The 20,443-nt window shown below is 66.7% G+C and carries 19 protein-coding genes; 13 read left to right on the top strand and 6 right to left on the bottom strand.

The window, feature by feature from the left end:
• Positions 1 to 26 precede the first annotated feature (26 nt).
• The 6 genes from ASE61_RS00940 to ASE61_RS00915 form a co-directional block, all read right to left on the bottom strand.
• Positions 27 to 1,598, bottom strand: coding sequence for an ABC transporter substrate-binding protein (locus tag ASE61_RS00940; RefSeq protein WP_162260046.1), 1,572 nt, complete (start codon positions 1,596 to 1,598; stop codon positions 27 to 29).
• A 392-nt stretch (positions 1,599 to 1,990) separates the two neighbouring features.
• Positions 1,991 to 3,754 (bottom strand): hydantoinase B/oxoprolinase family protein, encoded by a 1,764-nt coding sequence (locus ASE61_RS00935; protein WP_061963773.1) that lies wholly within the window; start codon positions 3,752 to 3,754, stop codon positions 1,991 to 1,993.
• Positions 3,755 to 3,764: 10 nt separating this feature from the next.
• Positions 3,765 to 5,810, bottom strand: coding sequence for a hydantoinase/oxoprolinase family protein (locus ASE61_RS00930; RefSeq protein WP_061963771.1), 2,046 nt, complete (start codon positions 5,808 to 5,810; stop codon positions 3,765 to 3,767).
• A 30-nt stretch (positions 5,811 to 5,840) separates the two neighbouring features.
• Complete coding sequence (locus ASE61_RS00925) at positions 5,841 to 6,971, bottom strand: NAD(P)/FAD-dependent oxidoreductase (RefSeq protein WP_061963769.1); 1,131 nt, start codon at positions 6,969 to 6,971, stop codon at positions 5,841 to 5,843.
• On the bottom strand, positions 6,968 to 8,368 hold the full coding sequence (locus ASE61_RS00920) for an NAD(P)/FAD-dependent oxidoreductase (RefSeq protein WP_061963767.1): 1,401 nt from the start codon (positions 8,366 to 8,368) through the stop codon (positions 6,968 to 6,970). The genes ASE61_RS00925 and ASE61_RS00920 overlap by 4 nt, the downstream gene beginning before the upstream one ends.
• Complete coding sequence (locus ASE61_RS00915; protein WP_061963765.1) at positions 8,365 to 8,661, bottom strand: (2Fe-2S)-binding protein; 297 nt, start codon at positions 8,659 to 8,661, stop codon at positions 8,365 to 8,367. The genes ASE61_RS00920 and ASE61_RS00915 overlap by 4 nt, the downstream gene beginning before the upstream one ends.
• 225 nt (positions 8,662 to 8,886) lie before the next feature.
• Here ASE61_RS00915 and ASE61_RS00910 point away from each other — a divergent pair, with 225 nt between their 5' ends.
• The 13 genes from ASE61_RS00910 (at position 8,887) to ASE61_RS00850 (ending at position 20,424) form a co-directional block, all read left to right on the top strand.
• On the top strand, positions 8,887 to 9,807 hold the full coding sequence (locus tag ASE61_RS00910; RefSeq protein WP_061963763.1) for a LysR substrate-binding domain-containing protein: 921 nt from the start codon (positions 8,887 to 8,889) through the stop codon (positions 9,805 to 9,807).
• A 37-nt stretch (positions 9,808 to 9,844) separates the two neighbouring features.
• Positions 9,845 to 10,768: a LysR substrate-binding domain-containing protein gene (locus ASE61_RS00905; RefSeq protein WP_200959582.1), complete on the top strand. Its 924-nt coding sequence runs from the start codon at positions 9,845 to 9,847 to the stop codon at positions 10,766 to 10,768.
• Between the two features lie 216 nt (positions 10,769 to 10,984).
• A complete protein-coding gene (locus tag ASE61_RS00900; RefSeq protein ID WP_061963760.1) occupies positions 10,985 to 12,010 on the top strand; it encodes an ABC transporter substrate-binding protein in 1,026 nt (341 codons plus the stop codon).
• Between the two features lie 49 nt (positions 12,011 to 12,059).
• On the top strand, positions 12,060 to 13,127 hold the full coding sequence (locus ASE61_RS00895; RefSeq protein ID WP_061963758.1) for an ABC transporter ATP-binding protein: 1,068 nt from the start codon (positions 12,060 to 12,062) through the stop codon (positions 13,125 to 13,127).
• Positions 13,120 to 13,992, top strand: a complete 873-nt coding sequence (locus ASE61_RS00890; protein ID WP_061963755.1) for an ABC transporter permease — start codon at positions 13,120 to 13,122, stop codon at positions 13,990 to 13,992. The genes ASE61_RS00895 and ASE61_RS00890 overlap by 8 nt, the downstream gene beginning before the upstream one ends.
• Before the next feature lie 11 nt (positions 13,993 to 14,003).
• Positions 14,004 to 14,798, top strand: coding sequence for an ABC transporter permease (locus ASE61_RS00885; protein WP_061965447.1), 795 nt, complete (start codon positions 14,004 to 14,006; stop codon positions 14,796 to 14,798).
• A 97-nt stretch (positions 14,799 to 14,895) separates the two neighbouring features.
• Positions 14,896 to 16,032 (top strand): NAD(P)/FAD-dependent oxidoreductase, encoded by a 1,137-nt coding sequence (locus ASE61_RS00880; protein WP_061963754.1) that lies wholly within the window; start codon positions 14,896 to 14,898, stop codon positions 16,030 to 16,032.
• On the top strand, positions 16,022 to 16,354 hold the full coding sequence (locus ASE61_RS00875; protein WP_061963752.1) for a (2Fe-2S)-binding protein: 333 nt from the start codon (positions 16,022 to 16,024) through the stop codon (positions 16,352 to 16,354). Before ASE61_RS00880 ends, ASE61_RS00875 begins: the two co-directional genes overlap by 11 nt.
• Complete coding sequence (locus tag ASE61_RS00870) at positions 16,351 to 17,715, top strand: NAD(P)/FAD-dependent oxidoreductase (RefSeq protein WP_061963750.1); 1,365 nt, start codon at positions 16,351 to 16,353, stop codon at positions 17,713 to 17,715. The genes ASE61_RS00875 and ASE61_RS00870 overlap by 4 nt, the downstream gene beginning before the upstream one ends.
• Positions 17,716 to 17,750: 35 nt before the next feature.
• Positions 17,751 to 18,110, top strand: coding sequence for a RidA family protein (locus ASE61_RS00865; protein WP_061963748.1), 360 nt, complete (start codon positions 17,751 to 17,753; stop codon positions 18,108 to 18,110).
• A gap of 30 nt (positions 18,111 to 18,140) precedes the next feature.
• A complete protein-coding gene (locus ASE61_RS00860) occupies positions 18,141 to 19,262 on the top strand; it encodes a mandelate racemase/muconate lactonizing enzyme family protein (RefSeq protein WP_061963746.1) in 1,122 nt (373 codons plus the stop codon).
• 73 nt (positions 19,263 to 19,335) lie between these two features.
• Positions 19,336 to 20,022 (top strand): DUF2161 domain-containing phosphodiesterase, encoded by a 687-nt coding sequence (locus ASE61_RS00855; protein WP_061963744.1) that lies wholly within the window; start codon positions 19,336 to 19,338, stop codon positions 20,020 to 20,022.
• An 87-nt stretch (positions 20,023 to 20,109) separates the two neighbouring features.
• On the top strand, positions 20,110 to 20,424 hold the full coding sequence (locus ASE61_RS00850; protein ID WP_061963742.1) for an I78 family peptidase inhibitor: 315 nt from the start codon (positions 20,110 to 20,112) through the stop codon (positions 20,422 to 20,424).
• The last annotated feature ends 19 nt before the right edge of the window (positions 20,425 to 20,443 follow it).

Below are 20,443 nucleotides of genomic sequence, written 5' to 3'. Positions count from 1 at the left end.
GATGCGGCTCTGTGCCCTCTGCCCGCTCAGCCGACCGAGGCGGTGTCGAAGGCCATGCCGACCTGATTGTTCATCTGGTCCGACAGCACCTTGAAGCCCTTTACCCGGTCGCGCACGCCCCAGCCCTGCGCCCGGAAATTGAGGAAGGTGACGGGAACGCTGTCGGCGACCGCACGCTGCAGATCGGCATAGATCTTCACGCGGGCGGCGGTGTCGCTCTCGTGGCGGCCCTTGTTCAGCAATGCGTCGAGCTTCGGGTCGGACAGGCCGAAGGAGCGGCGGTAGGAATCGGAGCCCGAGCCGAAGAAGGCGGTCAGATCGTCGGGATCGCCGAGGTCCGGTCCGCCGCCATTAACGGCGAAATGATAGCGCCCTTCATTGCCCTGGCTGACCCGGACGCCCCATTCCGGCAGGCTGAGCTTCACCTGCATGCCGACAGCCGCCAGATGCTGCTGCATGATCTCGGCGATGTCCTTGTGGAAGCCGTAGGTGCTGGTCGCCAGCAGCGTCGCCTGGACGTTCTGGGCGCCGGCCTCCTTCAGCAGGCTCCGGGCGCGGTCGGGATCATAGGGCCAGAGATGCTCGAGCTCCGGGACGGCATAGGGCGAGCCGGCTGGCAGCGGCACGCCGTCCAGGACCTTGCCGGCGCCGAAGAAGGCCGCCTTGACGATGTCCTCGCGCTTGACGGCGTGAGCCACGGCGCGGCGCACCTTCGGATCGGTGAACGGGCCCTCCTTCAGATTGAAGACCACGTACATGAACGAGCCGAGCGAGTTCTGCAGTGTCAGCCCCTTGGTCTGCGAGAGGCCCTTCATGCTCTGCCACGGGACATATTCGATGATGTCGACGTCGCCGGCGTTCAGGGCCGCGATGCGCAGGCTGTCATCGGGATAGGCGACGAAGCGGACGGTCTCGGTCGCGGGCTGGCCGGGCCGGTAGAAATCGGTCCTCGCCTTGAAGGTCAGCGATACGCCCTTTTCCGAGTTTTCCAGCCTGTAGGGGCCGGCACCGATCATGGCATCGGGATTGTCCATCTTTCCGGCGAAGACAATCGGCGCCATCTGTCCGGCCAGCGCCAGGATGAAGGAGGGCGTCGGCTGCTTGAGCACGATGCGGATCGTCTTCGGGTCCTCGACCGTGATCGTCTCGACTGCCTGGAAGGCCTGGCGGACATAGGCCGTGGACTTCTCGCCGCGGATGGCATCGAACGAGGCCTTGACGTCTTCGGCGGTGACCGGCTTGCCGTTCTGGAAGGCCGCATTCGGGCGGAGCTTGAAGCGATAGGTCCTGGAGTCAGGCTGCTCCCAGGATTCGGCGAGTTCGGGCTGCACCGCTCCCTTCTCGTCGAAGCAGAGGAGCCCGCGGAACAGCAGGGCCTTGACCGTCACCGCCGCCTGGCCGGACCAGTCGAACGGGCGCAGGTTCGGCGGATAGGCCGACAAGGCATAGGTGATCGTACCGGGGGCGGCTGCGTTCGCGGCCTTCGACAAGGCTGCGGGAACGAGCAGGCCGGCACCGAGCGCGGCACTGCCCTGCAGGAATTGACGACGGTCCGTCGCGAAATGCCGTCCGTACGACGTGCTTCGATTGTTCGCCATAACCCTCTCCCTTTTTGTTTTCGTTGGAATTGCATGGCTGCCGAACTGCAGGACCATCATTCCATTGCGGATGAGCCCGTCCGGCTCCGGTTGACATCGGCGGGGCATTTTTCCGCCTGTGGGCCCGAAGCGCCCCTCCGAGGCTGCGAGCCGACTGGATCGGCGGCATTGCACAAGGCTTTCCACCGCGCCCGAGCCAGCCTCCCCATCTTCGGCCTATAAGTCCAAGTCGAAATTTTTAGGCTTGTATTCTTCAAGTTATAGATTTCGCAGCGAAGCCAGGCCCGTGGCCGGAGCGCCGGGGCGCTCGCGGCATGCGTCGAGACTCGCTGGAGACGCTGGCCTTTCCCGCTGAATCTTGAGGCTGCAGCGGGACCTGCGAGCGCGCCCGGCTACGCAGCCGACTTCCGGCGCCCCTCCCGGAGAAGCGTCAGGGCCTGGTCGACCAGCGCATCGCCATATCCTGTCCGGGCGTGCTCTTCGGTCATGATGTCGTTGAGCAGATCGGCTGCGATCAGCGCGACCGGCCGCTCGGCCGGATTCCCGAAGCCGCCACCGCCCGGCGTGGCGATGCGCACCGTCTCTCCGGTGTCGATCAGGAGCTGGGCGATCTTCGAGGGAAGCGCCTGCTCGCGTCCCGTTCCGGGGTTGCGGGTGACGCGGCCCACGCCGCCATGCCCGCCGCCTTCCGCACCGGGCGCGCCGGCCTTGTGCCGGTCCGAGCGCGCTTCGAGATTGGTCCTGTCATGCAGCGCCCGCACCGTGCGGGCGATGCCCATGCCGCCGCGCCAGCGGCCGCAGCCGGCGGAATCCCGGACCAATGTGTATTCCTCCACATGCAGCGGGAATTCGTTCTCCATCGCCTCCGTCGGCAGGTTGAGCGAGTTGGTGACATGGACATGGACCCCGTCCATGCCGTCGCCGTCGCAGCGCCCACCGCCGCCGCCGCCGACCGTTTCGCCGCAGATATAGAAGCTGCCGTTCTCGGGGCGGTGGCCGGAGAAGCCGAAGGAGGGCAGCACGTCATAGGCCGAGGCGATCCGCGTGTCCGGATCGACCAGCGGCTGGAAGGCGCCGAAGATCGCGCCGGCGAGGCGCTGGCACGCGATGGTGCGCGAGCCCACCGGCGCCGGCGAACGCGGATTGACGATGGTGCCTTCCGGCGCCCTGAGCACGATCGAATCCATCATGCCGGAATTCGCCATGAGCTCGGGATCAAGCAGCGCCTTGACGCAGTAATAGGCCGTGGCCCTGAGCGCGTTCTCGGCAATGTTGATCGCCCCCCGCGCCTCCGGTCCGCTGCCGGTGAGATCGATCACGAGCTTGCCGTCCTCGACGCTGACGGCGGCGCAAAGCGGCACCATCTCGCCGTCGGGCAGGCCGTCATCATCGAGCCAGGCCGTGAAGCGGCTGGGCGCTCCTGCTGCGAGCCCGGCGATGCGCAGATCGAGCCGGCGTTTCGTATAGGCGAGAAGGTCATGGATGCGCGCCTTGAAGCCGTCCACGCCCATCCTGCGAACCAGTTCCAGCGCCGCATCGGAGCCCCGCGCATTGGTCGCGATCTGGACCCGCAGGTCGAGCAGGCGCTCCTCCGGCAGGCGCGAATTCAGCGCGATCAGGTTGAGCAGGTCCTCGTCGACCTCGCCCTCGCGGCAGACCCGCATCACCGGGAGGCGCAGGCCCTCCTCGAAGATCGAGCGGGCCGTCGGCGAGGTCGAGCCCGGCACGGCGCCGCCGACATCGGTGTGATGGCCGATATTGACCACGAAGGCGATCAGCTCATCGCCCTGGAACACCGGGGTGCCGACCGCGATATCGGGCAGATGGGTGCCGCCGGCGGCATAGGGGTCGTTGGAGATGAAGGCGTCGCCGGGGCGGATCTCCTCACGCGGATAGCGCTTGAGCAACCCTTCGACCACGCCCATCAGCGAGCCGAGATGGACCGGGATATGCGTTCCCTGCGCCACCAGCCGGCCCTTGCCGTCGAACAGCCCGACCGAGAAGTCGCGGCGCTCCTTGATCTGCGCCGAGAAGGACGAGCGCATCATGTTGATCGCCATGGTCTCGGTGATCGAGAGCAGGCGGTTGGCGAAGACCTCCATCGCGATCGCATCGAAACCGGCGATCGACCCGGCAGCTCTGTTGGGCATCGTCATGATCGGGTCCTCAACGCTGCAGCGTGATATGGATGTTGCCGAAGCTGTCGACCTCGGCGCTCTGGCGCGGGAGAACGACGGTCGTGCCGCTCATCTCCTCGACGATCGCCGGCCCCTCGAACGGCACGCCGGCGGGCAGGAGCGCGCGCCGAAAGATCGGGGTGTGGACCCAGCCGCGCTCGGGGCCGAGATAGACCTGGCGCGTCTCGATCCGGGCGGCATCGAGCGATGAACCTTGCGCGGGAGCGGCGCTCTCGCCCTTCCTGACGTGGCAGACCGCCTTGAGCCGGACATTGACGACCTCGATGTCGCGGCCCTCCAGGCTGTAGCCGAACTGGTCGGCATGGGCGCGATGGAAGCTGCTCGCGAATGCGTCGAGCGTGCCGTCGCTCAGCGTGTCGAGAGGCACCGGGATGTAGTGGCTCTGGCCGCGATAGCGCGCATCGAGCGTGAAATGCAGCTCCTTGGCCGCATCGGGAATGGCTTCCGTGGCGAGCCAGGCGCGCCCGGCCTCGGAGAGCTCGGCGCCGAGCGCGACGAGCTCGGCCCAGCTCTCGCCGTTCACGCGGATCAGGGCGGTGCGGACGTAGTCGCGGCTGAGATCCGACAGCAGGACGCCGCGCGCGCAGAGCGTGCCGGGCTCCTGCGGCACGACGATCTTGTTGAGGCCGCACTCTTCCGCGACATCGGCGGCGTGCAGGGGGCCGGCGCCGCCGAAGGCGAAGAGCGTGAAACCGGCGAGATCGTGCCCGTGCTCGATCGAGACCGAGCGGATCGCCCGGCTCATATTGGCGGTGGCGATGCTGACGACGCCATGCGCGGCGTCCTCGACGGAGATGCCGAGCGGATCGGCGATCTGGCTGCGGATCGCCGCATAGGCCAGGCCGCGATCGACCTTCATCCGCCCCTCGAGCAGCGCCACGGGGTTCAGCCGGCCGAGCACGATGTTGGCATCCGTCAGCGTGACCTCGGTGCCGCCGCGCAGATAGGAGATCGGCCCCGGCATCGCGCCGGCGCTGGTCGGTCCCACCTTCAGCGCGCCGGCATCGTCGAGCCGTGCGATGCTGCCGCCGCCGGCGCCGATGACATGGATGTCGACCATCGGCATCCTGGCCGGATGCCCTGCGACCAGCCGACTCGAGGTGAACTGCGCCCGCCCGCCGGTGATCAGCGACACGTCGGTGCTGGTGCCGCCGACATCGAAGGTGATGATCTCGCTCTCGCCGATCTCGGCGCCGATCCGGGCCGAGCCGATCACCCCGGCCGCCGGTCCCGAGAGGCAGGTCAGCACCGGCAGTTCCTCGACGGTCTGCACCGGCAGGAGCCCGCCATTGGAGTGGAAGGTCAGCGGCTCGACCTTGATGCCGGAGGACGCGATCTTCTCGCGCAGCCGGTGCAGATATTTCTGGGTATGCGGGCCGACATAGGCGTTGAGCACGGTGGTCGAGAACCGCTCGTATTCGCGGAATTCAGCGACGACCTCGGAGGAGACGCTGACATAGAGCTCGGGCGCGACCCGCTTGATCAGGTCGCGTACCGCCCGCTCGTGCTCGGGGTTGCGGTAGGAGTGCAGGAAGCCGACCGCGACCGCCTTGACGCCGCTGTCCCGTAGCTGGACGACGAGCTTCTCCACCGCCGCGAGGTCCGGCGCCGCCAAGGTCGTCCCGGATTTGTCGAGACGCTCGTCGACCTCGACCCGGCGGTGCCGCTCGACCAGTTCCGTGGGCTTGCGCACCGACCAGTCGAACAGCGAGGGCCGGGTCTGGCGGCCGATCGCCAGCACGTCGCGAAAGCCCTTGGTCGTCAGGAGGCCGGTCGGAACGCCGCGCCGCTCGATCACCATGTTGGTGGCGACGGTCGTGCCATGGCCGACATAGCCGACATCCTCCGGCGAAACCGCGTTGAGCGTGAGCATCTCGACGATGCCCGACGCGATCGCCCGCGACGGGTCGTCCGGCGTCGACGGCACCTTGTGGAAGGCTGTCGGGCCGCCCTCCGTATTGACCATGACGAAGTCCGTGAATGTCCCGCCCACGTCCACACCGATCCGGTACATCTCGCCTTCACTCCCTCTGGTTGTCCGGCATCACGCCGCCGCGCGCTGCTGCATGAGCCGCTTGGCGCCGAAGCCCTCGATCGATCGTTCTGTGCTGCCGCGGATGACAAGATCGGCCATGATCGCGCCGACCACCGGCACGAGCTGGAAGCCGTGTCCCGAAAAGCCGAAGGCGTGAAAGGCCCCCTTCGCGTTCGGCGAAGCGCAGATCACCGGCAGGTGATCCTTCGTCGTGGCCTCCATGCCGGCCCAGGTCCTGACGATGCGCAGCGCGCTGATGGAGGGGAACAGGTCCGTCGCGGCGCGCGCGCCCTTGGCGAGTTCCTGGAAGTCGACGAAGCTCTTCTGGGCCTCGATATCGGCCCGGCCCTGCAGGCCGCCGCCGATGACCAGCGTTCCCTGCTCGGACTGCTTGAACGAGAGCGGCCGCCCGACGATGCTGATCACGGGCTTGAGCAGCGGCGCGATGCGCTCGGTGACGATCATCATCGAGGCCTTGAGCCCGAGCGGGATGTCGTCGCCCAGCATCGCGGCGATCTTGCCCGCCCAGGCACCGGCGGCATTGATCACCGTCGGCGCGGCGAAATCCCCGGCAGGCGTGCGCAGGTGCCAATCGTCCCCGGCTTGTTCGATCGCATCGACCCCGACGCCCTCGCGGATCGTCACGCCAGCCGCCTCGGCGCTCCTTCGGAACGCCAGCAGGGTCCGGTGCGGGTCGGCGGCCCCGTCGCGCCGGGCGATCAGGGCTCCCACGCAATGCGGCGAGATCGCCGGCACGAGCTTCAGCAGCTCGGCCCGGTCGATCAGCTCCTCATGCTCGTATCCGGCCTCCCGCATGCGGGCGAGACGGCTCTCGAGCTTGGGCAGGTGGTGCGCGTGTTCGGCGATATTGAGCTGGCCATGGGCGTGGAAGCCGCAGCTGTCTCCAACGAGCCCCGCGATGCCGTGCCACATCTCCATGGCTTCGAGGGAGATCGGGATCTCGGCGGGGTCGCGGTTGAGCGTGCGGACACCGGCAGCGCTCGCTCCCGAGGCGTGACGCCCGACCCAGGATTTCTCGAGGATCGTGACGCGGCGCCCCGCCCGCGCCAGATGCAGGGCGGCCGACAGGCCGTGAAGCCCTCCGCCGATGACGAGCGTGTCGATGGCCTTCCCGCTCATGGTACGGAATCCATCATGTCGAGCGCGGCGAGCTCGCCCAGCGTGACCGGCTTGAGCGGCGGGCGGACCCTGTAGAGCCCGAGATCGGGCACGGCCCGGCCTTCGGCGGCCGCAAGCACATGGGCGACCGTGTAGCTGCATTGGCGACCCTGGCACGGGCCCATGCCGACGCGGGTGAAGGCTTTGACCTGGTTCGGCCCGGGCCGGCTGGCGCTGACCTGCTCGCGGATCGTTGCGACGCGAACCTCCTCGCAGCGGCAGGCGATGGTCCGGTCCGCTGGAACGAAGACGGCCGCTCGCGGGCGATAGTAGCGATCGAGGAATGCGCGTGGCGACAGCGCGTCCGCCAGGCGGGAGCGGATCGGCTTCGCGAGGGCTTCCGCCGCCGCTTCGGACAGCCGGCCCGTGCTGGCCGCGATCCCGAGGGCTGCGAGTTCGCCCCGCAGGCAGGCGGCCCTGGCGCCGCCGATGCCCGCCCCGTCTCCCGCGACGAAGACATGCCGCTCCGATGTCTCCCCCCAGCCGTCCAGTTCGGGGGCGAAGCTGTCCTGCTCGCTGTTCCAGACGTGTCGGCAGCCGAGCGCGAGGGTGGGATGGATCGTCGGGACGAGGCCTTCATGGACGAGGAGAAGGTCAGCCGGAACAGTCGCGGCGCGGCCGTCGGCCGTGACGTAGCGGATCCGTTCGAGCCCGTGCTCGCCGATCGCCTCGATCTCGGCGACATGCCGGACACAGGGAACCTGCCGCCTGAGCCGGATGATCCAGCCCAGCCCCTTCAGGAGATCGCCCGGCGCGCCGAACAGGGCCGCGGGCAATGCCGCCATGGCTGCCACGGCCCGCCCGGGCGGCGTGGTATCGAGGAAGCCGGCGATCTCTCCGCCCGCCTGCAGCAGCTGGACCGCATAGAGCAGTGGAAGCGGACCGGAGCCGGCGATCCAGACCGGCTTGTCGGGAACCTGGCCCGAGGACTTCAGGACGATCTGTGCCGCGCCGACCGTCATCACGCCCGGCAGCGTCCAGCCTGGGAAGGGCACCGGGCGTTCCTGCGCGCCCGTCGCCAACATCACGCGATCGGCTGCGACGGAGCTGGCGGAGCCGCCGCGGCGCAGAAAGGCGCGGGCTCCCGCCTCGACATGCCAGACCTGCGTGCCCGGCTCGTAATCGACACCGCTGGCGCGAAACTGCCGGACCACGGCCGCACCTTCGGCATAGGCCTTGCCGAGAAGGTCGGCCCGCGCGGTTGCGGCCACGGTCTCGATATTCCGCCAGATCTGCCCGCCGGGCGAGGGCTGTTCGTCGACGACGAGCACATCCAGACCATGCCGCTTGGCGACGACGGCTGCCGACATTCCGGCCGGGCCGGCCCCGACGATGAGGAGATCGACACGCCGGCTCATGATGTCACGTCCGGCCGGCCCTGCTGGCGCTCGATGCGCATGCCCTCTCGAACCGGCGCGAGGCAGGTCTGGACCGACGACACGCCGTCGACCACCGCGAGGCAGTCGAAGCACACGCCCATCATGCAGTAGGGGGCACGCCGCGCGCCCGAAACCGGCGTTGTCCGCGCCCAGAACGGCGCCTGCCGCAGGAGCACGGCTGCAACGCTTTCACCGGCGATGGCGAGGACGGGATGTCCATCGACATGGACCGTCAGCGAACTGCCCGTGTCCTGATCCAGCTTCCTGAACATGAAAATGCCTTCCGGATGTCTCGACGCGGGGCCCGGGCTCTTAACGGCCGGTCGCCAGGGGCCATGATCCGGCCCGGGATCCGGCCGAGGCGCGCCTTGCCGCCCCGAAATGCCTCGTCAGCCTTGACCCACGCATGATGTTCCCTCCGTGTTGACGACGGTAGGGAGCGGCATACTATTATGTCCAATAGAAATCCGACCGCACTCTATTCCCAGAGTTATAGCATGCCCCGCGCGCTCAACCTGAGGCAGATCGAGATCTTCAAGGCTCTGATCGAGCACGGCACGGTCAGCCGCGCGGCCGAGGCGCTCTACATCTCGCAGCCGGCCGCGAGTAAGCTCCTGATGCAATTGGAGAAGGACAACGGTCTCAAGCTTTTCGATCGCTACAAGGGCCGGCTGGTTCCCACTGCGCAGGGCTTGCGGCTGCATGAGGAGGTCGCCCGCATCTTCGTCGGGGTGCGCCAGGTCGAAAGCGCGATCGGATTGATCAAGCGCGAAGATCAGGGGCGCCTGGTCGTGGGCGTGATCCCGGCGCTCAGCGGCGCCTATATCCAGCGCACCACGATGAGCTTCCTCAAGCGCAATCCGAATGTCTATTGCTGGATCAAGTCGCCCAGCTCGCAATGGATTCCCGAATATGTCCTGACGCGCGTCCTCGACATCGGGATCGTCACCGCCCGCGTCGAGAACCGGTTCATCGTCACCGAACCGCTGTTCGAGCACCCGCTGCTCTGCATCATGCCGCTGGGGCATCCGCTCGCCGAGCGCAAGGTCGTCCGCCCCGATGACCTGAACGGTGTCCCGTTCGTCGCCTTCAACACGGAAACCTATACGGGGCAGAAGGTTTCGGCGATGTTCGACGCCTATGACGTTCGATCCAATGTCGTCCTGACGGCCGATTCGAATTCGACGCTTTGCCATTTCGTCGCAGCCGGCCTCGGCGTGTCGCTCGTCCATCCGCTCTTCATCGCAGGCGTGGAAAAGCAGGTGGTCGTCAGGCCGTTCGAGCCGACCATACCGCTGGACTTCCTGGTCTGCTTCGGGCGCGATGCGCGGAACCTCCCGCTCATCTCGGAATTCGCGACCGAAGCCAGGATGATGGCGACGAGCTTCGTCGACGATCTCGCGAAAAGCTGGAGCTGAACCCGTTCACGACATCGCCTTAAGGGAGCGCAAGGGAGTGCGGTTTTCTCACATCGAGGCCTTTCGCGCGGTCATGATCACCGGATCGACCACGGCCGCCGCCCGGATTCTCCACACGTCGCAGCCGAATGTGAGCCGCTCGATCGCGCAACTGGAAAAGGCCGCGGGGTTACAGCTGTTCGAGCGAATGCCGGGAAAGGTCGTGCCGACGACGGACGGCTTGTCGTTCTTCAACGAGGTTCAGCGCAGCTTCCACGGCCTCCGGCGACTGGAGGAGGCGGCAAACCGCATTCGCCGGTTCAGCGGAGGCCTGCTGCGGATCGGATCGATCCAGACCCTGGCACATGGCCTGATCCCGCGCTCGATCAAGCGGTTTGCCGAAATCTATCCGGAAACCGGCATTTCGATTCATGCGGGACATTCGGCGGCGGTGTCGCAATGGGTGGATGAAATGTCCTGCGATGTCGGAATCGTATCGCATCTCTACGAGAATTACGGGTTTTCCAGCGAGGAGCTCTACAGCGTCGACGGGGTCTGCCTGATGCCGGCGGAGCATCGCCTGGCCGGCAAGGCGGCGGTACGCCCGGCCGATCTCGCCGACGAGCCCTATATCTCCTTCGCGCAGAACGACCACGGCCGTTCGAACGTCGACGAGGTGTTCTCGAAGGCCGGAATCGATCGGCGCATCACCCTGGAAACGCCGTTCAGTACGATCACCTGCTCGCTGGTCGCACAAGGGCTCGGCGTGGCGATCGTCAATCCACTCGCGGCGCAGGACTACCGGCATCTGGGCGTCGTCATGCGCCCCTTCCGCCCCTCGATCAAGCATGAAGCCTTGCTGATCTATCCGAAGGGGCGTCCGGAAAACCGTTTGGTCGCCAGCTTCATCGAGATCCTCAAGGCCGTGACGATGGAGGAGAAGGCAGCCCTCTCGGCTGTGCGGGAGCGCGGCAAAAAATAGCGAAAACCGCGCCGGGACGGGCGTCAATCCGCTCCCGGAACGGGGCCTGGAAATCCGCGGCGGCCGAAGGCGAAGCCTATATCATAACTGCATAGACCCCCGGTGTATTTCTATTTGCTCTAATGACAGGCGGTTCATAGCCTGCCTGCTCATGAGATCGTGGTGCGGGAGGAGCGCGCGCCGCATCTCAGATCAGATAAAAAATTCGGAGGGGTCATGAATCGATTTCGTAATCTGTTGCTGGCGGGAACCCTGGCTTTTGCTTCCCCCGCATTGGCTCAGCAAACCATGTATGTCGCCGGCCCCGGCGGCAGCACGCAGAAACTCTTCCAAAGCCAGATCATTCCCGAGTTCGAATCCAAGCATAACGTCAAGATTACTTACGTTCCCGGGATTTCGAGCGAGATCGTCGCGAAGCTGCAGGCTCAGGCCGGCAAGCAGGAGATCAATGTCGCCATCTTCGATGACGGGCCGCTCTATCAGGCGATCCAGTTCGGCTATTGCGACAAGCTGAGCGACGCCCCGATCTACAAGGATATCTATCCGTTCGCCCAGTTCGGCGGAAATGGCATCGGCGTCGGGCTGGTGGCGACCGGCATCGCCTACAATGCTGCGAACTACAAGAAGAAGGGTTGGCCGGCGCCGACCTCCTGGAAGGACCTGACCGACAGGAAGCTGGAGGGGCGCCTGACCGCTTCCTCACTGTCCGGCACCTACGGAGTCCATACGCTCGTGATGTTCGCCCGCATCAACGGCGGCGACGAGAGCAATATCGAGCCCGGCTTCGACTCCATCCGGAAATCGCTGGCGCCGAACGTCCTGAGCTGGTCTTCCTCGCCCGCGAAGCTCGCCGAGATGTTCCAGAACAACGATGTCGACGTAGCCGTCTGGGGCAGCAGCCGCGCGATCGCACTGAAGAACACCGGCTTCCCGATGGAATTCGTGTATCCGAAGGAGGGGACGCCCGCGCTCGTGCTCGGTGCCTGCCCGGTGGTCCAGAACAGTCTTCCCGAAGCATCGCAGGCTTTCCTGCAATATCTCGTCACGCCCGAGATCCAGGCGAAGCTGGCCACGGAAGGCTTCGGCCCCACCAATCGCCAGACCAAGCTGGATGACAAGTTGGCTGCGCAGGTCCCCTACGGCGATGAGCGCGTCGGCAGGATGATCTCGGTCAAGTGGAGCGAGATCAACAAGAACCGCGCCGAGTGGACCAATCGCTGGAACCGCACGATCGAGAGATAAGGGCGCAAGCGCCCGATCTCCGCAGCCGTCGAAGCGAAGGCCCATCGAAATGAGCAGTTTGTCTCTGCGCGCCCTGTCGAAGAGCTATGGCCCGGTCCAGGCCGTTCGCGGCGTGGACCTGGATGTGAACGAAGGCGAATTCCTCTCGCTGCTGGGCCCATCGGGCTGCGGCAAGACGACGACCCTGCAGATGGTGGCGGGCTTCGTTCCGCCGACGACGGGGAGCATCGTCGTCGACGGGCAGGACCTGACCAGCATCGCGCCGGAGAAGCGCGACATGGGCGTCGTCTTCCAGAGCTATGCGCTCTTTCCGCATATGAACGTGGCCCAGAATATCGGCTTCGGCCTCGAGATGCGCCGGGTCGAGCGCGGAGAGCTGAAGCGACGGGTCGAAGAGGCCTTGGCGATGGTTCGCCTGGCTGGTCTCGAGGGGCGTTATCCCAGTGAGCTGTCCGGTGGCCAGCGCCAGCGTGTCGCCATCGCCCGCGCCCTGGCCATCCGTCCGCGGGTTCTCCTGCTGGACGAGCCGATGTCAAATCTCGACGCCAAGCTTCGCGGCGAAATGCATGTCGAGCTCCGCTCCCTGCAGCGGCGGCTCGGCATCACCGCGATCCTGGTCACGCACGATCAGGTCGAGGCGATGACGATGAGCGACCGGATCGCCGTCATGACGAATGGCGGGATCGCGCAGCTCGGCACGCCGCAGGAGGTCTACGACAGGCCGGCATCGCAATTCGCGTCGAGCTTCCTTGGGCACACGAACGTGCTGAGCGGACGGATCGAAAGCCGGATCGCCGACGAGGCGACCGTCCGGGTCGGACCGACCTCGTTCCGGACCAGGGTCGCGAAAGATCAGGCGGGGCCCGAGATCGCCGTGTTCGTCCGTCCGGAGCGCCTGCGCCTCGGCTCGCCAGACCAGGCCACCCTCCAGGGGCGTGTCAGTACCCGCCTGTTCCTCGGCGGGTCGTGGATCTACGAAATCGAGACCGAACTCGGCATGCTTCGTATCACCCAGCAGAATACCGGGACAGTGCAGCCCGAGGAGGGGGAAACGATCGGAGTGAGCTGGAACGCCGAGGATCTGCGCGTCATCGCGACGGAGCGTTCCGATGGCTAGCTCGACCCCCCAGACCAGCCGCGGCCTGCCCTGGCTGCTCTCGCTGCCGGCTCTCGCGCTCTTTCTCGCCTTGCTGGCCATTCCGCTGGTTCTGACTGCGATACTGTCGTTCAACGCCTTCGACGGCATGCGCGGCATCCAGCAGAGCTATGGTTTCGGCAACTATCTCGAAATCCTGCTCGACGGCTACTACCGGGAAATCTTCCTGCGGACGGGCGGGATGGCGCTCGCCGTCACGCTGATCTGCATCGTCCTCGGGGTGCCCGAGACCCTGATCCTCGCCAAGATGAAGCCGGTCTGGCGCGGCACCTTCTTCGTCGTGATCCTCGGACCGCTGCTGATCTCCGTCGTCGTGCGCACGCTGGGATGGTCGGTGCTGCTCGGCAGCCAGGGCGTGGTGAACACGGTGCTTCGCGGGCTCGGCCTGGTGGATGAGCCGATCCGGCTGCTGTTCTCGATGACGGGCGTCATCATCGTCCTGACCCATGTTTTCCTGCCCTTCATGGTCATCGCCGTGTGGAGCGCCATGCAGCGCCTCGACGGGCAGATCGAGCACGCGGCCCGCTCGCTCGGAGCGGGACCTTTCACCACCTTCCGCCGCATCATGCTGCCGCAGCTGATGCCCGGCATCCTGTCCGGAGCCATCATCGTCTTCGCCCTGGCGGCATCGGCCTATGCCACCCCGGCGATCATCGGCGGGCGCAGGGTCAAGGTCGTCGCCACCACGCTCTACGACGAGTTCTTCAACTCGCTGAATTGGCCGCTCGGAGCCGCGATCGCGGTGCTGCTGCTGCTTGCCAACATCCTGATCATCGTCGGCTGCAACCGGCTCGTCGAGCGGCGTTTCAAGCAGGTGTTCGCATGAGCGGCCGGGACATCTCAAGGAACGGACCGCTGGCGCTGATCTTCCATGCGCTGCTCACCGTGTTCATCCTGGCGCCGCTGGTCGTGGTGATGCTGGTCTCGCTCTCCGACAAGGAATACCTGTCGATGCCCTTCGACGGCATGTCGCTGCGCTGGTATCGGGAAATCCTGGCGGCGCCGGAACTCATCAGCGCGTTCTGGCTGTCGATCTGGCTCGGTCTGGCCTCGGCGACATTGGCGACGATCGTCGCCGTGCCCGCGGCGCTCGCGATCGCCCGTCATCGGTTTTTCGGACGCGACGGGTTGATGGCGTTCCTGATGTCGCCGCTGATGATCCCCCATGTCGTGCTCGGCGTCGCCTTCCTGCGCTTTTTCTCGATCATGGAGTGGACCGGCTCCTTCGTGGCCCTGGTGCTCGTTCATGCGATCACCGTCGTGCCGTACTCGCTGCGGCTGACGCTCGCCGCCGTGATCGGGCTCGAACGTGACGCGGAGACGGCCGCCCGGTCGCTCGGCGCCTCGCGAGCGGTCGCCTTCCGCCGCATTCTCCTGCCGCTCATCCTGCCGGGCGTTGCCGCGGGATGGGTGCTCGCCTTCATCCAGAGCTTCGACGAGGTCACGATGACGATCTTCGTCGCGACGCCCGGAACCACGACGCTGCCCGTCGCGCTCTACAACCGCATATCCCAGCTCACGGACCCGGTGACGACGTCGGTCTCCACCATCCTGATCCTGGGAACGATGGCCTTCATGTTCATCCTCGACCGCATGGTCGGCCTGGACAGGGTTCTCATCGGAAAGAAATAGCCGAAACGACCGTCCCGACCGGTCGCCCGATCGGCGCCGGCAGGACAGTTGCGCCCGAAATTCGAGACGAAAGCCGGTCTGGACCGGAGTTGCGGACATGAGCAGCCAGACGATGACGGTGGTAGGGGGCGGGCTTGTCGGGGCCGCCATTGCCTACGGAGCGCTGCGGGCGGGAATGCGCGTCCGCGTTCTCGACCAGGGAGATACCGCGTTTCGCGCCTCGCGCGGCAATTTCGGCCTGGTCTGGGTCTCGAGCAAGGGCGGCAAGATGCCCCGCTACGCGAGCTGGAGCCGCGATGCGCTGAAGCTCTGGCCGAACCTGCAGAAGGAACTGGTCGATCTGACCGATGTCGATGCCGGTCTCGAACAGCCGGGGGGCTTCTGGCTGGGCTTCAACGATGCCGATGTCAGGGCGCGCGCCGATCTTCTGGAACGGATCGATCGCGAGGTCGGCGGCATCCCCTTCAAGATGATGGACCCCTCCGAGCTCCGGCAATATCTCCCCGGGATCGGGCCGGCCGTGGTGGGCGGGAGCTTCTGTCCGCTCGATGGCCATGCCAATCCCCTGATGCTGCTGCGCGGCCTGCACGCCGCGCTGCGCCATCGCGGGGCGGATGTGATCACCGGCGTCGACATTGCCGAGATCAGGCACGATCCCGCCAACGGGTCCTTCGAGGCGGTCTCGCAGGATCGCCAGAGCTGGAAGAGCGACCGGATCGTGCTCGCGGCAGGACTCGGTAATGCCGGATTGGCCTCTCAGGTCGGCCTGCACGCCCCCATCGCATCCACGCGCGGCCAGGTCCTCATCACCGAGCGGCTGAAGCCGTTCCTCGACTACCCCACGAACAAGTGCCGGCAGACGCGGGAGGGCAGCGTCCAGATCGGTTCGACCTCCGAGGATGTCGGCCTCGACGACGGCACGACGACCGACAAGATCGAGGTGCTGGCACGCCGCGCGGTCGAAACCTTTCCGGCCCTGGCGCGCGCGCGCCTTGTCCGGGCCTGGGGCGCCCTGCGGCCGCTGACCCCGGACGGTTACCCGATCTACCAGGAATCGGTGTCCTGCCCCGGGGCCTTCCTCGCCACCAGCCATAGCGGCGTCACGCTCGCGGCGGCCCATTGCTACGTCCTCGGCCCCTGGATGGCCGGTCTCTCGCAGGTGCCGGCCGGGTTCGAGGTGTTCACCGGCGATCGCTTCCTGGACGCCGATGCGAGCTTCTCCCATGACCATTGAACCGCTCTTCACCGTGCCGGACGCGCCGGCCGGCGCCTCGGTCACGATCGTCTTCGAGGGCACGCCCTTGCGGGTTCCAGCCGGCATCACGGTTGCCGCGGCCCTGCTCGTCGGCGGCGTCAGGGAATTTCGGTCGAGCGTCGTCGGCGGTGTTCCGCGCGGCCCTTACTGCATGATGGGCGTCTGCTTTGAATGTCTCGTCGAGATCGACGGGGTGCCGGCGCGGCAAAGCTGCCTGATTCCCGTCCGCGAAGGGATGGTCGTCGCGCGCCAGCTCGGTGCGGCCCATCTCGACGCAATCAGCCCGGGAGAAGAGCCATGAGCGCTGCGGCGGATCTCGTCGTCGTCGGTTGCGGGCCGGCGGGCATGGCTGCGGCCTGCGAGGCGCGCGCGCTCGGTCTCTCGGTCATCGTTCTCGACGAACAGCCGGCGCTCGGCGGGCAGATCTATCGCAACATCGAAGCCGCGCCCGCCGATCGCATCGCGGTTCTCGGCAGGGATTACGAGGCCGGGCGCAGTCTCGCGGCCGAGTTCCGCGGCAGCGGTGCCGGGCATCTGCAGGGAGCAACCGTCTGGAACGTCGCACCGAACGGTGCCGTGGACTATGTCGCGGATGGACGATCGCGACAGGTCGTCGGCAAGGCCGTGCTGCTCGCCAGCGGCGCCATGGAACGGCCGTTTCCGATCCGGGGCTGGACGCTTCCCGGCGTCCTCGGAGCAGGCGCCGCGCAGATCCTGCTGAAAGGCTCCGGCGCCCTGCCCAGCGGGCCGGTCGTCCTGGCCGGTTGCGGCCCGTTGCTCTACCTCCTCGCCTGGCAATATCTCTGCGCCGGCGTGACGATCGCGGCCATCGTCGATACGACGGCAGGGTCGGGCTATCTGGGCGCCATACGGCACGGTGTCGGTGCCCTGCGCGGCTGGCGCGATCTCGCCAAGGGCCTCAAGCTGTTCGCGACGCTGCGCCGGCACGGCGTCAGGTTCTATTCTGCCGCAAGCGATCTCGCGATCGAGGGTGAGCGGCAAGCCGAGGGCCTCTCCTTTCTCCATCGCGGTCGGCGGGTGACGCTGCCTGCTTCGCTGGTCCTGCTGCATCAGGGCGTCGTGCCGAATACGCAGCTGTCATGGTCGACGGGGGCGGCCCATCGCTGGGACGGCGAACAGCTGTGCTGGTTGCCCGAAACGGACCGTTGGGGCCGGCTGGGCGAAACGCCGATCTACGTTGCAGGAGACAGCCGGGCGATCGTCGGTGCGCAGGCATCGGAGACCCAGGGAAGGCTGTCGGCGCTCGCCGTCGCGGAGCGTACCGGCCGCGCCGTCGACGCCGGCCGGCGCGCGGCGCTGCTGGCTCTACTCGAACGGCAAAGCCATATCCGGCGCTTCCTGAACAGCCTCTACCGGCCGGCCGATGCGAACCGCATCCCGCGTGACCCTGCGGTCATCGTCTGCCGGTGCGAAGAGGTCACGGCTGGGCAGATCCGCGGCTATGTCGAGCTCGGCTGCCGCGGCCCGAACCAGACCAAGGCGTTCGGCCGCTGCGGAATGGGGCCCTGTCAGGGGCGTCTGTGCGGACTGACGGTGACGGAGATCATCGCCGAGGCGCGCGGCGCGACCCCTGACGACGTGGGCTACTACCGCATCAGGGCGCCGATCAAGCCGGTCATGCTCGGCGACTTCGTCGATTGAATTCCCGTCCCCCATTTCACCACGAGGAGAAGACCATGAACGACATCGTCCGCATCGAAACCGATCCGCGCCGCAGCCGCGTCGTCGTCTACAACGGCGTCGTCTATGTGGGCGGCATGACCGCCGACGATCGCAGCCAGGACATCAAGGGGCAGACCCGGCAGACGCTCGAAAAGATCGAGCAGTTCCTCGCCAGGGCGGGAACCGACAAGAGCCGCGTATTGACCGCGCAGATCTGGATCAAGGATCTCGCTCGCGATTTCGAGGGCATGAACGAGATCTGGAATGCCTGGACCGCACCGAACGCCGCGCCGACCCGCGCGACGGCTCAGTGCGAGATGGGGGCGCCGGACGTCCTTGTCGAGATCATCGTGACGGCCGCGGCCGGCCGGTAATCGCACGGAGCAGGGCGCAGGGGACGGGCCATGAAAATCGCCGAACTGCGAACCTATGTGCTCGCGGATGCCAACAAGCATTACCTCTACGCGGCCATCCAGACCGACCGGGGAATCGTCGGTTTCGGCGAGGCGACGCTCGACCATCGCTGGCCGTCTGTCGCCGCCGGTATCGAGGAAGGCTTTCGGGCCATAGCGGGGCAGGATCCGACCACGGTCGCGAAGCATTGGGCACTGCTCAAGGACAAGGTCTATTGGGGCGAGGGCGCCAGCAGCATGGCGGCGCTCGCCGCGATCGACCAGGCGCTGTGGGACATCGCCGGCAAGGCTTACGGCCTGCCGGTGCACAAGCTCCTCGGCGGCGCCGTGCGCGATCGCGTCGGCGTCTACCTGAATCAGTGGTGGGCCGGATACCGGTCGACGCAGGACCTGATCCGGAAGGCGCAGGACGCGGTTTCGCGCGGCGCCACCGCCCTGAAATGGTATCCGTTCGGGACCGCCGATCAGCTCCAGTATCGCGTTCGGCAGCACGACGTCCCGAAAGCGGTGGCGGAGGTACGGGCGGTTCGCGACGCCGTCGGCCCGTCGATCGGGTTGATGGTCGATCTCTGGCGCCGGCTCGACTGGGCCTCGGCGGCGCAGTTCTGCTCCGGCGTGGCTGATTGCGACCTCGTCTTCGTCGAGGAACCGACCGAGTTCCAGAGCGCGGATGCGCTGGCACGGCTGTCATCGGCCACGCGGACCCGCATCGCCTTCGGAGAAAGGCTGCATTCCCGCCGGCAATTCGCGGAGATCATCGAGCGGCAGGCGGTCGGGCTGGTGCAACCCTCGATCATCCGCGTCGGAGGGCTGACCGAGGCGATCAAGATCGCCAACGCGGCCGAGACCTACAATATCGGCGTCGTGCCGCATAATCCGCACGGACCCGTTGCGATCGCCGCATCGGTGACGCTGGCGGCGCTGGTGCCCAATTTCGTGATCCTCGAATCCTACGAGAACGACAATCCGCCCTCGCGCAGCCAGTTCGTCCGGCAGGGGCCGATGATCGTCGGAGACGGCTATCAGGTGTCGGAAGTGCCCGGGCTTGGCATCGAGATCGACGAGATGGCGCTGGCAGGGCTGGCGATCGCGACGCGGGTGGTGCGCGCCTGAGAATGCGCGGCACCGTTTGCCTCTCCGAAACGACTGTCTGGCATCTATGCCGTTCTGTTGTCCGGAGGTGGATGTGGAAACATCGCTCTATCTGCCCGTCAAGCGCTTCCTCGAAGGGCTCGGCTACGCCGTGAAGGGCGAGATCGGGCATTGCGATCTCGTCGGCCTGCGCGACGATGATCCGTCTGTCGTGGTGATCGGCGAGCTGAAGCTGAGCTTCAATCTCGAGCTCATCCTGCAGGGCGTCGACCGGATGAGCCTCGGCGACGAGATCTGGCTCGCAGCCCAGCTCTCTGCCAGGGGCAAGGGGCGCGAAAGCGATCCGCGCTATCGCAACCTCTGCCGGCGACTCGGCTTCGGATTGCTCGGGGTCTCCAAATCCGGACATGTCGATATCCTGGTGTCTCCGGTGGCGCCCACGCCGCGCAAGGACCCGCGCCGGCGCTCGCGGCTGGTGGATGAGCACAAGCGCCGCCAGGGCGATCCGGCGATGGGCGGCGGCACGCGCCGGCCGATCATGACGGCTTATCGCCAGCAGGCGCTGGCCTGTGCCGCGGCGATGGCCGGGGAGCCGAAGCGGCCGCGGGACCTCAAGCCCTCCTGTCCGGACGCCCAGAAGATCCTGCATCGCAATGTCTATGGCTGGTTCGAGCGGTCCGGGCGCGGTATCTACGCGCTCACCGAAGCCGGCCGCAGCGCTCTGGCGATGTGGCGGCCCCAGCTTCCCGCCAGCCTGGATGGGTCGGCCATGGTCGTCTGAACGGCTCGGCCGCCCGCCATGGATGCGCCGCATGGCGCTTGTAGAGCCTTCCGGCGTCGTTCCATTGCGATGAAAGGAATTGCCTCGATGTCTGGTCGGAGATGCCTTGCCGCTGGAACCCTGTCGCTTGCCGCACTGATGCTCGCGGCCTGCCAGAGCGATGCGCAGCAGGCTCCTGTGGGAGCTGCGCCCGGCTTGCCCGGCCTATGCCGGGAAGATGCGGCCGAGACGCTGGCGGGCAAGGGGCGCATCAGTGATGCCGAGGCCCAGCAGGTCACGGGCGCATCGATCGTCCGGCAGATTCGGCCGGGGCAGGGCGTGACGATGGACTATCGCAAGGAGCGGGTGACGATCGAGACCGACCCGAAGACCGGCAGGATCGTCCGCGCCTATTGCGGGTAGGCGCGAGGTGGCGCCGTTC

The organism is Allobosea sp. Root670 (assembly GCF_001429415.1).
GTDB lineage: Bacteria > Pseudomonadota > Alphaproteobacteria > Rhizobiales > Beijerinckiaceae > Allobosea > Allobosea robiniae.
Note: the sequence above shows the minus strand (reverse complement) of the source record. Positions and strands in the feature narration are given on the sequence as shown.